We start from the raw sequence: 12403 nt of genomic DNA, 5'->3' as shown, positions 1-12403 counted from the left end.
ACATCCGACGATGCAACTTGAGGACTGCGACAATGATTATTTACGGTGTGGCGCTGCTGGCGATCTGTACGCTGGCAGGGGTGATCATGGGTGACCTGCTCGGCGTGCTGCTGGGGGTCAAATCCAATGTCGGCGGGGTCGGGATCGCCATGATCCTGCTGATCTGCGCACGGCTGTGGATGCACGGGCGCGGCGGCATGACCAAGGACTGCGAGATGGGCGTCGGCTTCTGGGGCGCCATGTACATTCCGGTGGTGGTGGCGATGGCCGCGCAGCAGAACGTCGTCACCGCGCTGCACGGCGGCCCGGTGGCGGTGCTGGCGGCGATCGGTTCGGTGGTGGTCTGCGGCTGCACCATTGCCCTGATCAGCCGCACGAACAAGGGCGAGCCGTTGCCGGACGAGCCGGCCCCGATGGCCGCTCCGGCGGGAGGTCGCTGACATGTGGGATCTCATCGAGAAAGGTCTGGAGCACAACGGTCTGGTCACCGCGTTCGCGTTCGTCGGCGTGATCATGTGGGTGTCGGTGATCCTCTCCAAGCGCCTGACGTTCGGGCGCATCCACGGTTCGGCCATCGCCATCGTCATCGGCCTGGTGCTGGCCTGGGTCGGCGGCACGCTGACGGGCGGGCAGAAGGGGCTGGCGGACCTGACCCTGTTCTCCGGCATCGGCCTGATGGGCGGGGCGATGCTGCGGGACTTCGCCATCGTCGCGACGGCGTTCGAGGTGCAGGCCACCGAGGCGAGGAAGGCCGGGCTGATCGGCGTGGTCGCGCTGCTGCTGGGCACGGTGCTGCCGTTCATCGTCGGTGCGTGCATGGCCTGGGCCTTCGGCTACCGCGACGCGGTGAGCATGACCACCATCGGCGCCGGGGCGGTGACCTACATCGTGGGGCCGGTGACCGGCGCGGCGATCGGCGCGACGTCCGACGTGATGGCGCTGTCGATCGCCACCGGGCTGATCAAGGCGATCCTGGTGATGGTCGGCACCCCGGTGGCGGCGCGCTGGATGGGCCTGGACAACCCGCGCTCGGCGATGGTGTTCGGCGGCCTGGCCGGCACCGTCAGCGGCGTGACCGCGGGCCTGGCGGCGACGGACCGGCGGCTGGTGCCCTACGGCGCGCTGACGGCGACGTTCCACACCGGCCTGGGCTGCCTGCTGGGGCCTTCGGTGCTGTTTTTCATCGTGCGCGGGATCGTCGGCTGACGGGCTTGTTTTTGTGGCGAGGGAGCTTGCTCCCGCTGGACTGCGCAGCAGTCCCGACTCTTCAGAAAAAAGAGCGGGGTCGCTCCGCGCCCCAGCGGGAGCAAGCGCCCTCGCCACAGGGTGTCAGGCCTGGCGGTTGGCGTACATCCGGCATTCCGCCAGCAAGGCCAGCAGGTTCGGGTCGCGTTCCTTGGCCTTGAGGAACACCACGCCGATGTGCTGCTGCAACCGGTACTTTTCCTGCAACGGGATCAGTTTCACCCGGTTTTCGTAGACCGCCGCGATCCGCCCCGGCAGCAGCGCATAGCCCACCCCGGAGCTGACCATGCTCAGCAGGGTGAAGATGTCGTTGACCTGCATCGCCACCTTCGGCTCGAACCCCGCCTGGCGGAACACCCGGATGCCGTCCTGATGGGTGGCGAAGCCTTGGGTCAGGGTGATGAAGGTCTCGTCGCGCACGTCGGCCAGGTCGACCTCGCTGCGTTGGGCGAACCGCGAGTCGGCCGGGGTGGCCAGGAAGATGTCGTCGGAGAACAGCGGGATCTGTTCGCAGTCCGGGTCGCTGACGCTGTCGTCCAGCGACACCAGGATCGCATCGACCTCCATGTTCTTGAGCTTGTAGAGCAGGTCGGTGTTCGAGCCCAGGATCAGGTCGATGTTGAGTTCGCTGCGGCGGATCTTCAGGCCCATGATCAGTTGCGGCACGGTCTTCACCGTCAGCGAGTACAGGGAACCCAGCTTGAAGCGTTCGGCGGAGAACCCGGCGGCCTCGCGGGTCAGGCGCACGCTCTCGACCACGTCCTGGATCAGCTTCTGCGCCCGCTCCTCCAGCACGTAGGCGCTTTCCAGCGGCGTCAGGCTGCGCCCCTCGTGCTTGAACAGCGGGCAGCGCAGGGCGCTCTCCAGCGAATGGATGGCGCGGTGCACGCTGACGTTGCTGGTCTGCAGCTCGGCGGCGGCCCGGGCAAGGTTGCCGGTGCGCATGAAGGCGAGGAACACCTCGAGTTTTTTCAGGGTCAATTCTTCGTCGATCAGCATGGCGCGGACTCTTCTTGATATCGGTCGATTGTGCCCAATTAACCGGACAGGCGCAGGCCCGCGTCGAACCGAAACATTGCGCTTTTACGCTCAAGGCCCGAGCCTTGCGCGCGGCGGTCATGAATCAGAGGTCAGCGACACATGTATCACGGGGAAAAACTCAACGCCTGGACGCACCTGGTCGGGGCGGTGGCGGCCTTCATCGGCGGGATCTGGCTGGTGGTGATCGCCAGCCTGGACGGCAGTCCGTGGAAGATCGTCAGCGTGGCGGTCTACGCCTTCACCTTGCTGGTGCTCTACAGCGCCTCGACCGTGTACCACAGCGTGCGCGGGCGCAAGAAAGCGATCATGAAGAAGGTCGATCACTTTTCGATCTACCTGCTGATCGCCGGCAGCTATACGCCGTTCTGCCTGGTGACGCTGCGCGGGCCGTGGGGCTGGACGCTGTTCGGGATCGTCTGGGGGCTGGCGCTGATCGGCATCCTGCAGGAGATCAAGCCGCGTTCGGAGGCGCGGATCCTGTCCATCGTGATCTACGCGGTGATGGGCTGGATCGTGCTGGTGGCGGTCAAGCCGCTGCTCGATGCGCTGGGTCCTGCGGGTTTCGCCTGGCTGGCCTCGGGCGGCGTGCTGTACACCGTGGGCATCATCTTCTTCGCCCTCGACCACCGGCTGCGGCACGCCCACGGGATCTGGCACCTGTTCGTGATCGCCGGGAGCCTGCTGCACTTCGTGGCGATCTGGTTCTACGTCCTGTAGGCGCCGGCCTGCCGGTCAGCCTTGTGCGGCGCTCGGGCCACCGAGCTGTTCCCGGGCCCGGCGGCTGAAGATCTCCAGCAAGTCGCTCAACGCATGGGGCGGCGGTTCGCTGGCGCGGGTCACCGCGTACAGGGTGATCGGCAGCGGCGGGGCCAGCGGCCGCAGCGTCGTGGTCGCCGGAGAGGCGCCGAGGGCGGTGAACGGGTCGATCACCGCGACGCCGGCGCCGGACTCCACCATCGCCCGCGCCAGCGAGTAGGTCTGCACGGCGATGCGCACCCGGGGCGGCGGCTCCACCGCTTCGAGGTAACGGTCGAGCCGGGCGGCCAGCGGGTCGGCGCTGGACAGGCCGATCAGCGGCGCGTCCGCCAGCGCCGTCAGCGGCAACGGCCGGCCGGCGTCCTCCGGCGGCCAGAACCCCTTCGGCGCCAGCGCCACCAGCACCCCCGACGCCAACGCCCGGGCCTTGAGCCCCGGATGGTCGGGCAATTGCAGGGTCAGGGCCACGTCCACCTCGCGCATCAGCAGGTTCTTCGTCAGTTCGCGGCTGTGGGCGCTGGACAGCTCGCAGGCGATGTCCGGACAGCGCGCCGTCCATTCCCGGATGGCCGGCGGCAGCAGCGACAGCGCCAGGGCCGGGGTCGCGCCGATCCGCAGGCTGCGGCCGGGCGTGCGGCGCAGGCTCTGGGCCAGGCGCCGCACGCCTTGCAGGCTTTCGCTGACCTTGTCGACCTCGCGCTCCAGCTCCAGCGCCTCCGGGGTCGGCTGCAGCTTGCCGCGCACCCGCAGGAACAGGGCGAAGCCCAATTGCTGTTCGGCGTGCTGCAGCACCTTGGTCACCGCCGGCTGCGAGACGTGCAGCAACTGCGCGGCGGCGCTGACCGAACCGGTCTGGCGGATGGCCTGGAAAACCTCGATGTGGCGTAGGCGCATGGCGAGTCCATAACCTTTGCTTATGGGTCTGGCATCTTTATTCATTGTCCGGCGCCTGTCACCTGACACTAACCTCGGCCTCGACTTCACGAACGGTTAAGGACGGACATGGCTCAGCGTGTGTGCATCATCGGCGGCGGCGTGATCGGGCTGGCAACGGCCTATGCATTGGTGCGCGACGGTTTGCCGGTGACGGTGGTCGAAGCCCGCGACAGCCTCGGCGCCGAGACCAGTTTCGCCAACGGCGGCCAGTTGTCCTACCGCTACGTCGCGCCGCTGGCCGATGCCGGCGTGCCGTTGCAGGCCCTCGGCTGGATGCTGCGCGGCGACTCGCCGCTCAAGCTGCGTCCGCGCCTGGATCCGCAGCAGTGGCGTTGGATGGCGGCGTTCCTGGCCGCCTGCCGCAGCTCGGTGAACCGCGAAAACGCCGCGCACCTGCTGCGCCTGGCGCTGTTGAGCCAGCGTACCCTGAAGGCCTGGCGCGAGGAGGACGGCCTCGCCGGGTTCCATTGGCGGCGCAACGGCAAACTGGTGACGTTCCGCGATGCCGGCCGTTTCGCCCAGGCCCGCCGGCACCTGGCCGACCCCCGGCAGCAACAGGTGCTGAGCGCCGCCGAATGCGCGCAGCTGGAGCCGGCGCTGGCCGACGGGCCTTTCGTGGGCGGGATCCATACGCCGGATGAGGAAGTCGGCGATTGCCACGGCTTTTGCCGGCAACTGGCGGCGCGGCTGGAGGCGTCCGGGCTGTGCGAGTTTCGCCTGGGCCGGACGGTGACCGGCCTGCGCCACCGCGACGGTGAGGTCACGGCCATCGAACTGGGCGACGAGGCGCTGGCGGTCGATCAACTGGTCATCGCCGCCGGCCACCGCAGCCCGCTGCTGGCGCTGCCGGGTCTGCATCTGCCGCTGTACCCGCTCAAGGGCTACAGCCTGACCGTGCCGGTCGGCGAGGGGCACCGTGCGCCGGACGTGAGCGTCACCGACTACGACCGCAAGATCGTCTACGCCCGGATCGGCGAGCAGCTGCGGGTGGCGGCGATGGTCGACATCGTCGGCTTCGACCCAGCCGTGGATCCTGCGCGGCTGGCCCTGATCCGGCGCCAGGCCCGCGACACCTTCCCCGAGGCCGGCGACTACGGCGCCGCCGTGGAGTGGGCCGGCATGCGTCCGGCGACCCCCACCGGCGTGCCGCTGCTGGGCGCCACGGCCTACCGCAACCTGTGGCTGAACCTGGGCCACGGCGCGCTCGGCTTCACCCTGGCCTGCGCCAGCGGGCAACTGCTCAGCGAACTGATCGGCCAGCGCCGACCCTCCATCGACCTGCACGGTTTCAATCCCCGCGCCTGAACCCCGAACACCCACAACGGAGAACAACAATGCAAAAAATCACGTTGCTCGGCTGCACCCTCGGTCTGTTGCTCGGCGCTCAAGCCCACGCCGGCGAAGCGCCGCTGACCGGCACGCTGGCCAAGATCGCCGGCGCCAACAGCATCACTCTGGGCTACCGCGACGCCTCGGTGCCGTTCTCCTACGTGGGCGACCACACGGGCCAGCCGATGGGCTATTCGGTGGAACTGGCGGACAAGATCGTCGAGCGCGTCCGCCAGCGGTTGGCGCTGCCGGACCTGGCCGTGAAGTACAACCTGGTCACCTCGCAGACCCGCATTCCGCTGGTGCAGAACGGCACCGTCGACCTGGAGTGCGGCTCCACCGGGGTGACCGCCGAGCGGCAGAAGCAGGTGGCGTTCTCCTACGGCTTCATCTACGTCAAAGGCCAGTTGCTGACGGCCAAGGACAGCGGCATCCGGCACTTCGACGACCTGCGCGGCAAGAACGTGGTGACCACCGCCGGCACCACCAACGAGCGCTACCTCAAGAGCTACAACCTCGACCACAAGCTCGACATGTTCGTGATCAGCGCCAAGGACCACGGCGAGGCGTTCCAGATGCTGCAGTCGGGGCGGGCGGCGGCGTTCTACATGGACGACGCGCTGCTCTACGGGGAGCGGGCCAAGGCCCGGGATCCGCACAACTGGGTGGTGGTGGGGGAGGAGCAGTCGCGGGAGATCTACAGCTGCATGGTGCGCAAGGACGATCCGCAGTTCCTGGCGCTGGTCAACGGGGCGTTGGGGGACTTGTACGCGTCGGGCGAGATCAACGGGATCTACCGCAAGTGGTTCGAGCAGCCGATCCCGCCCAAGGGCCTGAACCTGGAGTTTCCGATGACCGGCGAGCTGAAGGCGATCATCGCCAGGCCGGTGAGCGATCCGGTGCAGTGACCGGCTTAAGATCCGGGAGCGGCCATCGCCAGCAGGCTGGCTCCCACACGTGAGCGGGGAGCCCTTGTGGGAGCGGGCTTGTTCCGGGCGGCGATCCGACGATGGCGCCCTAGAAGTCACCCCAAAGCTGCTGGGCCACCGCCAGCGCCACCACCGGCGCGGTCTCGGTGCGCAGCACCCGCGGCCCGAGGCGGGCGGCATGGAAGCCGCCGGCCTTGGCCTGCTCGACCTCGGCCTCGGACAACCCGCCCTCCGGCCCGATCAGGAAGGCCAGGCTGGCCGGTCTGGCGTGGCTCACCAGCGGCTCCGCCACCGGGTGCAGCACCAGTTTCAGGTCGGCCTCGGTCTGCTTCAGCCAATCGGCCAGCAGCACCGGCGGGTGGATCACCGGCACCCGCGAGCGGCCGCACTGCTCGCAGGCGCTGACCGCCACCTGGCGCCAGTGCAGCAGGCGCTTGTCGGCGCGCTCGTCCTTGAGCCGCACTTCGCAGCGCTCGCTGAAGATCGGGGTGATCTCGTTCACGCCCAGTTCGGTGGCCTTCTGGATCGCCCAGTCCATCCGTTCGCCGCGGGACAGGCCCTGGCCGAGGTGGATGCTCAGCGGCGATTCGGGCTGGCCGGCGAACTGCTCGTCGATGCGCACCGTCACGCGCTTCTTGCCGACCTCCGCCAGCGCGCCGAGAAACTCCTGGCCGGAACCGTCGAACAGCTGCACCGCATCGCCCTCGGTCATGCGCAGCACGCGGCTGATGTAATGCGCCTGGGCTTCGGGCAGTTCGTGCTCGCCGAGGCTCAGGGGGGCGTCGATGAAGAAGCGGGACAGTCTCATGTCGGATCTCTGGAAAATTGGATAGTGGCCCTGTGGCGAGGGAGCTTGCTCCCGCTGGAGACCGGAGGGCTCCCGATCCTGGCCGGCGCGGTGCATCGGCAGCACCGCATCGGCCGCTTTGGCAACTGCTGCGCAGCCGGTCGGGAGCAAGCTCCCTCGCCACAGGGGGCCAAGGCGTCAGCCCGGATCGCGGAAGCCGGGGTGGAAGTCCTTCGGCACCGCCACGCTGACGCTGTCGCGGGTGGCGATGTCGATGCCTTCGCCGGCGACCTCGGCGAGGAAGTCGATCTGCTCCGGCGTGATCACGTACGGCGGCAGGAAATACACCACGCTGCCCAGCGGACGCAGCAGCGCGCCGCGCTCCAGCGCGTGCTGGAACACCTTGAGGCCGCGGCGCTCCTGCCAGGGGTACGCCTCTTTCGAGGCTTTGTCCTTGACCATCTCGACCGCCAGCACCATGCCGGTCTGGCGCACTTCGGCGACGTGCGGGTGATCGGCCAGGTGGGCGGTGGCCGACGCCATGCGCTGCGCCAGCGCCTGGTTGTTCTCGATCACGTTGTCCTGCTCGAAGATGTCCAGGGTCGCCAGCGCCGCCGCACAGGCCAGCGGGTTGCCGGTGTAGCTGTGGGAGTGGAGGAAGGCGCGCAGGGTCGGGTAGTCGTCGTAGAAGGCGCCGTAGACCTCATTCGTGGTCAGGCACGCCGCCAGCGGCAGGTAGCCGCCGGTCAGGGCCTTGGACAGGCAGAGGAAGTCCGGGCGGATGCCGGCCTGCTCGCAGGCGAACATCGTGCCGGTGCGGCCGAAGCCGACGGCGATCTCGTCGTGGATCAGGTGCACGCCGTAGCGGTCGCAGGCCTCGCGCAGCAGCTTGAGGTACACCGGGTGGTACATGCGCATGCCGCCGGCGCCCTGGATCAGCGGCTCGACGATCACCGCCGCGACGCTTTCGTGGTGCTCGGCCAGGGTCTGCTCCATCGCGGCGAACATATTGCGCGAGTGCTCCTCCCAGCTCATGCCTTCGGGGCGCAGGTAGCAATCGGGGCTGGGCACCTTGAGGGTGTCCAGCAGCAGCGCCTTGTAGGTCTCGGTGAACAGCGGCACGTCGCCGACCGACATCGCCGCCACGGTTTCGCCGTGGTAGCTGTTGGTCAGGGTGACGAAGCGCTTCTTGTCCGGCCGGCCGCGGTTGAGCCAATAGTGGAAGCTCATCTTCAGCGCGACTTCGATGCAGGACGAACCGTTGTCGGCGTAGAACACCCGATCCAGCCCTTGCGGCGTCATCTTTACCAGGCGTTCGGACAGCTCGATCACCGGCTGGTGGCTGAAGCCGGCCAGGATCACGTGCTCCAGCTGATCGACCTGATCCTTGATCCGCTGGTTGATGCGCGGGTTGGCGTGGCCGAACACGTTGACCCACCAGGAGCTGACGGCGTCGAGGTAGCGCTTGCCGTCGAAGTCTTCCAGCCAGACGCCTTCACCGCGCCGGATCGGGATCAGCGGCAGCTGTTCGTGGTCTTTCATCTGGGTGCAGGGGTGCCACAGGACCTTGAGGTCACGCTGCATCCACTGGTCGTTCAGGCCCATTTCCGGTCTCCTCGGGACGGCTCGCGCCTGGCGCGGGCAAACAATCGCGCAAGCCTATGCAATGCGTCGCGCCGGGACAACCCATTGTGTCGATTGAGCTACTTTACTTGGGGCGATAGACGCCGCTGGCGGCGCTTTGATGGCTGACGTATTCTTCGCGGTTCTCTGGGTCGCCTGACCCGCAAAACCGCTTTTTTTCCCGTGTATTTCCGGAGTTCGCTGAATGTCTGTCGGTTGGCTGCGCGCCTGTGCGCTGGTGGTGTTGGGGCTGTTCAGCGTTTCGGCGCTGGCCAAGGATAAAACCGCGATCGTGATCGGCGGCGGCCTGTCGGGCCTGACCGCCGCCTACGAGCTGCAGAACAAGGGCTGGCAGGTCACCCTGCTGGAAGCCAAGCCGAGCATCGGCGGCCGTTCCGGCATGGCCACCAGCGAGTGGATCGGCAACGACAAGACCCAGCCGGTGCTGAACAAGTACGTGTCGACCTTCAAGCTGAGCACCACGCCGGCCCCTGAGTTCGTGCGCACGCCGGGCTACCTGATCGACGGCGAGTACTTCTCCGCCGCCGACCTCGCCGCCAAGCAGCCGGCCACGGGCGACGCGCTCAAGCGCTACGAGAAGACCCTGGACGACCTGGCGCGCTCGATCGACGATCCGCAGAACCCGGCGTCCACCAACACCCTGCATGCCTTGGACCAGATCAACGTGTCCAGCTGGCTCGACAAGCAGAACCTGCCGGCCACCGCGCGCCAGCTGATCAACCAGCAGATCCGCAGCCGCTACGACGAGCCGTCGCGCCTGTCGCTGCTGTACTTCGCCCAGCAGAGCCGGGTGTACCGCGGCGTGTCCGACCGTGACCTGCGCGCCTCGCGCCTGGTCGGCGGCAGCCCGGTGCTGGCCCAGGCCTTCGTCAAGCAACTGAAGACCATCAAGACCAACTCGCCGGTGTCGGCCATCACCCAGGACAAGGACGGCGTGACCGTCAAGGTCGGCGCGGTCGGCTACCAGGCCGACTACGTGGTGCTGGCGGTGCCGCTGCGCGCCCTGAGCAAGATCCAGCTGACCCCGGCGCTGGACGCCCAGCACCAGGCGGCGATCAAGGGCACCAACTACGGCTGGCGCGACCAGATCATGCTCAAGTTCAAGACGCCGGTGTGGGAAAGCAAGGCGCGGATGTCCGGCGAGATCTACAGCAACACCGGCCTCGGCATGCTCTGGGTCGAGCCTGCGCTCAAGGGCGGGGCGAACGTGGTGATCAACCTGTCCGGCGACAACGCGCGGGTGATGCAGGCGTTCGGCGACAAGCAGATGGTCGATCAGGTGCTGATCCGTCTGCATGCGTTCTATCCGCAGGCCCGCGGTTCGTTCACCGGCTATGAGATCCGCCGCTACAGCACCGACCCGTCCACCGGCGGTTCGTACCTGGCCTTCGGCCCGGGTCAGATCAGCAAGTTCTGGCGCCTGTGGGAACAGCCGCTGCAACGCGTGGCGTTCGCCGGCGAGCACACCGACACCCTGTACCCGGGCACCCTGGAAGGCGCGCTGCGCACCGGCCAGCGCGCGGCCAGCCAGGTCGAGGACCTGGCGGCGGGCAAATCCTTCGCGCCGGTCAAGGTCGGCCCGACAGCCGCGGCCGCCGCGGTGGCGGCCGGTGCGGCGGGTGGCGCCGTGGCGGCGAAGAAGGGCAACTTCTTCACCAACCTGTTCGGCGGTTCGGACGACGACAAGAAGCCTGAGCCGGTGAAGGCCCCAGAGCCTGCGCCAGCCCCGGCTCCAGCTCCGGCGCCTGCGCCGACCCCGGCCCCTGCGCCTGCTCCGGCGGAAGCGCCGAAGCCTGCGGCCCCCGTGAAGGCCGAACCGGCGAAGAAGGCCGCCAGCAAGCCGGCGGCGAAGAAGCCGGCGGCCAAGACCGAGGCGAAAAAGCCTGCGGCCAAGGCCCCGGCGAAAAAGGCCGAGCCGGCCAAGAAGCCTGCGGCCAAACCGGCGGCCAGCACCGAGGCCAAGGCGCAGTAAGGCCTTGCGGTGAATGAAGAAGCGCGGCTCTTGGGCCGCGCTTTTTTTTGCCTGTCAGAGCGTCATCGCAAGCAGGCCCGCTCCCGCAGTCGAACGGATCCGTTCAGTTGAAAGGCAATCCCTGTGGGAGCCAGCCTGCTGGCGATCGGGCCAGTACCGGCCGTGAAATTCTCTGATCTCCCCACCAACATCCCGTCACACTTTCGCCTTTAATCTTTCCTTAACTCGCCACTTTCAGACTCTTGATCGTATTTCTCGATATTTCAAAGCAAAATTTTCCGCTTTAATTCGATAGATAAGTCGATAGTCTTGGTTCGCAGTTCTCACAGGATTTGGGCAATGCAGCTACGTAACTCTTCTTCGCGCTACGGTTGGGTCAGCATCTTCATGCACTGGGGTGTGGCGCTGGCGGTCTTCGGGCTGTTCGCGCTGGGCTTGTGGATGGTGGGGCTGGATTACTACAGCAGCTGGCGCAAAGACGCGCCGGACCTGCACAAGAGCATCGGCCTGGTGCTGCTGGCGGTGATGGTGCTGCGGGTGCTGTGGCGTTTCGTCAGCCCTCCGCCGCCGACGCTGCAGAGCTACAGCCGGATGACCCGCATCGGCGCCAAGTTCGGCCATGCGTTCCTGTATTTCGGCCTGTTCGCCGTGATGATCGCCGGTTACCTGATTTCCACCGCAGACGGTGTCGGGATCCCGGTGTTTGGTTTGTTTGAAGTGCCTGCCCTGGTGTCCGGACTACCGGACCAGGCGGATACCGCCGGTGCGATTCACCTGTACCTGGCCTGGGCGCTGGTAATTTTTTCCGGCCTCCATGCGTTGGCTGCATTGAAGCACCACTTTATCGATCGTGATGCGACCCTGACCCGAATGCTGGGCCGCAAAGCCTGAAGTTCAACCTCGACTCAAAGGAAAAGAAAGCATGTTGAAAAAGACTCTGGCCGCTCTGGCCATCGGCTCCGCCGTGCTGTCCGCCAACGTGATGGCCGCTGACTACACCGTCGACAAGGAAGGCCAGCACGCCTTCGTCGACTTCAAGATCAGCCACCTGGGCTACAGCTTCATCACCGGTACCTTCAAGGACATCAGCGGCAAGTTCAGCTTCGACGCCGCCAAGCCTGAAGACAGCAAGATCGAGTTCGACGTGAAGACCGCCAGCGTGTTCACCAACCATGCCGAGCGCGACAAGCACATCGCCAGCAAAGACTTCCTGGACGTGGGCAAATACGCTGACGCCAAGTTCGTCTCCACCAGCGTGAAGTCCACCGGCAAGAACGCCGCCGGCAAAGACACCGCCGACGTGACCGGCGACCTGACCCTGCACGGCGTGACCAAGCCGATCGTGGTCAAGGCCGTGTTCCTGGGCGAAGGCAAGGATCCGTGGGGCGGCTACCGTGCCGGCTTCGAAGGCACCACCAGCATCAAGCGTTCTGATTTCGGCAAGATGATGGACCTGGGCCCGCAGTCCGACAACGTCGACCTGTACATCTCGTTCGAAGGCGTGAAAGCGAAGTAACTTTCGCCCGATACGCAAAAAGCCCCCGGCCTTGCGGCCGGGGGCTTTTTTTTGCCTTGCGGATGGCTGCCGTCGCCGCAGAACCCCTGTGGGAGCCAGCCTGCTGGCGATAGCGGTGGGTCAGTCGGCAAATGTCTTGGACATGCCGGCTCCATCGCCAGCAGGCTGGCTCCCACAAGGGACAGGATCGCCCATGGCTTTTGCAAAAATGCCCCGGTTCTTGCGAACCAGGGCATTTTTTTTCAGCG

General features: G+C 66.8%; 12 protein-coding genes. 8 read left to right on the top strand and 4 right to left on the bottom strand.

Annotation, left to right across the window (positions count from 1 at the left end; all coding sequences use genetic code 11):
* The first annotated feature begins 32 nt into the window (after positions 1–32).
* Both madL and madM read left to right on the top strand, forming a co-directional pair.
* Positions 33–440 carry a malonate transporter subunit MadL gene (gene madL, locus ACIP0B_RS11080; protein WP_400831866.1) on the top strand — a complete coding sequence of 136 codons (408 nt, stop codon included), beginning with the start codon at positions 33–35 and terminating at the stop codon, positions 438–440.
* A 1-nt stretch (position 441) separates the two neighbouring features.
* Positions 442–1206 (top strand): malonate transporter subunit MadM, encoded by a 765-nt coding sequence (gene madM / locus ACIP0B_RS11075; protein WP_400831864.1) that lies wholly within the window; start codon positions 442–444, stop codon positions 1204–1206.
* A gap of 123 nt (positions 1207–1329) precedes the next feature.
* On the opposite strand, the gene ACIP0B_RS11070 is transcribed toward madM, so the two are convergent.
* Positions 1330–2244, bottom strand: coding sequence for a LysR substrate-binding domain-containing protein (locus ACIP0B_RS11070; protein ID WP_400831862.1), 915 nt, complete (start codon positions 2242–2244; stop codon positions 1330–1332).
* 141 nt (positions 2245–2385) lie between these two features.
* Here ACIP0B_RS11070 and ACIP0B_RS11065 point away from each other — a divergent pair, with 141 nt between their 5' ends.
* Positions 2386–3003 carry a hemolysin III family protein gene (locus ACIP0B_RS11065; protein ID WP_400831860.1) on the top strand — a complete coding sequence of 206 codons (618 nt, stop codon included), beginning with the start codon at positions 2386–2388 and terminating at the stop codon, positions 3001–3003.
* 15 nt (positions 3004–3018) lie between these two features.
* Here the strand turns inward: ACIP0B_RS11065 and ACIP0B_RS11060 are convergent, their stop codons facing one another.
* A complete protein-coding gene (locus ACIP0B_RS11060) occupies positions 3019–3936 on the bottom strand; it encodes a LysR family transcriptional regulator (RefSeq protein WP_400831859.1) in 918 nt (305 codons plus the stop codon).
* Positions 3937–4044: 108 nt separating this feature from the next.
* Between ACIP0B_RS11060 and ACIP0B_RS11055 the strand changes: the two genes are divergently transcribed.
* Both ACIP0B_RS11055 and ACIP0B_RS11050 read left to right on the top strand, forming a co-directional pair.
* On the top strand, positions 4045–5283 hold the full coding sequence (locus ACIP0B_RS11055) for a D-amino acid dehydrogenase (RefSeq protein WP_400831857.1): 1239 nt from the start codon (positions 4045–4047) through the stop codon (positions 5281–5283).
* Positions 5284–5312: 29 nt separating this feature from the next.
* Positions 5313–6215, top strand: a complete 903-nt coding sequence (locus tag ACIP0B_RS11050; protein ID WP_400831855.1) for a transporter substrate-binding domain-containing protein — start codon at positions 5313–5315, stop codon at positions 6213–6215.
* Between the two features lie 109 nt (positions 6216–6324).
* On the opposite strand, the gene ACIP0B_RS11045 is transcribed toward ACIP0B_RS11050, so the two are convergent.
* A complete protein-coding gene (locus ACIP0B_RS11045) occupies positions 6325–7044 on the bottom strand; it encodes a 16S rRNA (uracil(1498)-N(3))-methyltransferase (RefSeq protein WP_217894647.1) in 720 nt (239 codons plus the stop codon).
* A 177-nt stretch (positions 7045–7221) separates the two neighbouring features.
* On the bottom strand, positions 7222–8628 hold the full coding sequence (locus ACIP0B_RS11040; protein ID WP_400831853.1) for an adenosylmethionine--8-amino-7-oxononanoate transaminase: 1407 nt from the start codon (positions 8626–8628) through the stop codon (positions 7222–7224).
* A gap of 223 nt (positions 8629–8851) precedes the next feature.
* On the opposite strand from ACIP0B_RS11040, the gene ACIP0B_RS11035 reads away from it, so the two are divergent.
* From ACIP0B_RS11035 to ACIP0B_RS11025, 3 genes are all read left to right on the top strand, one after another.
* Positions 8852–10639, top strand: a complete 1788-nt coding sequence (locus ACIP0B_RS11035) for a flavin monoamine oxidase family protein (protein ID WP_400831851.1) — start codon at positions 8852–8854, stop codon at positions 10637–10639.
* 339 nt (positions 10640–10978) lie between these two features.
* Positions 10979–11530 (top strand): cytochrome b, encoded by a 552-nt coding sequence (locus tag ACIP0B_RS11030; RefSeq protein ID WP_085580781.1) that lies wholly within the window; start codon positions 10979–10981, stop codon positions 11528–11530.
* Between the two features lie 31 nt (positions 11531–11561).
* On the top strand, positions 11562–12155 hold the full coding sequence (locus tag ACIP0B_RS11025) for a YceI family protein (RefSeq protein ID WP_085580779.1): 594 nt from the start codon (positions 11562–11564) through the stop codon (positions 12153–12155).
* Positions 12156–12403 lie beyond the last annotated feature (248 nt).

The sequence above is a fragment of the Pseudomonas sp. NPDC089534 genome (genome assembly GCF_044749305.1).
In the GTDB taxonomy this organism is placed as follows: Bacteria; Pseudomonadota; Gammaproteobacteria; order Pseudomonadales; family Pseudomonadaceae; genus Aquipseudomonas; species Aquipseudomonas ekonensis.
This window is presented reverse-complemented; position numbering and strand designations above follow the sequence as displayed.

Coding starts and splice junctions, on each gene's coding strand:
- madL (WP_400831866.1), top strand. CDS start 33: ATGATTATTTACGGTGTGGCGCTGCTGGCGATCTGTACGCTGGCAGGG.
- madM (WP_400831864.1), top strand. CDS start 442: ATGTGGGATCTCATCGAGAAAGGTCTGGAGCACAACGGTCTGGTCACC.
- ACIP0B_RS11070 (WP_400831862.1), bottom strand. CDS start 2,244: ATGCTGATCGACGAAGAATTGACCCTGAAAAAACTCGAGGTGTTCCTC.
- ACIP0B_RS11065 (WP_400831860.1), top strand. CDS start 2,386: ATGTATCACGGGGAAAAACTCAACGCCTGGACGCACCTGGTCGGGGCG.
- ACIP0B_RS11060 (WP_400831859.1), bottom strand. CDS start 3,936: ATGCGCCTACGCCACATCGAGGTTTTCCAGGCCATCCGCCAGACCGGT.
- ACIP0B_RS11055 (WP_400831857.1), top strand. CDS start 4,045: ATGGCTCAGCGTGTGTGCATCATCGGCGGCGGCGTGATCGGGCTGGCA.
- ACIP0B_RS11050 (WP_400831855.1), top strand. CDS start 5,313: ATGCAAAAAATCACGTTGCTCGGCTGCACCCTCGGTCTGTTGCTCGGC.
- ACIP0B_RS11045 (WP_217894647.1), bottom strand. CDS start 7,044: ATGAGACTGTCCCGCTTCTTCATCGACGCCCCCCTGAGCCTCGGCGAG.
- ACIP0B_RS11040 (WP_400831853.1), bottom strand. CDS start 8,628: ATGGGCCTGAACGACCAGTGGATGCAGCGTGACCTCAAGGTCCTGTGG.
- ACIP0B_RS11035 (WP_400831851.1), top strand. CDS start 8,852: ATGTCTGTCGGTTGGCTGCGCGCCTGTGCGCTGGTGGTGTTGGGGCTG.
- ACIP0B_RS11030 (WP_085580781.1), top strand. CDS start 10,979: ATGCAGCTACGTAACTCTTCTTCGCGCTACGGTTGGGTCAGCATCTTC.
- ACIP0B_RS11025 (WP_085580779.1), top strand. CDS start 11,562: ATGTTGAAAAAGACTCTGGCCGCTCTGGCCATCGGCTCCGCCGTGCTG.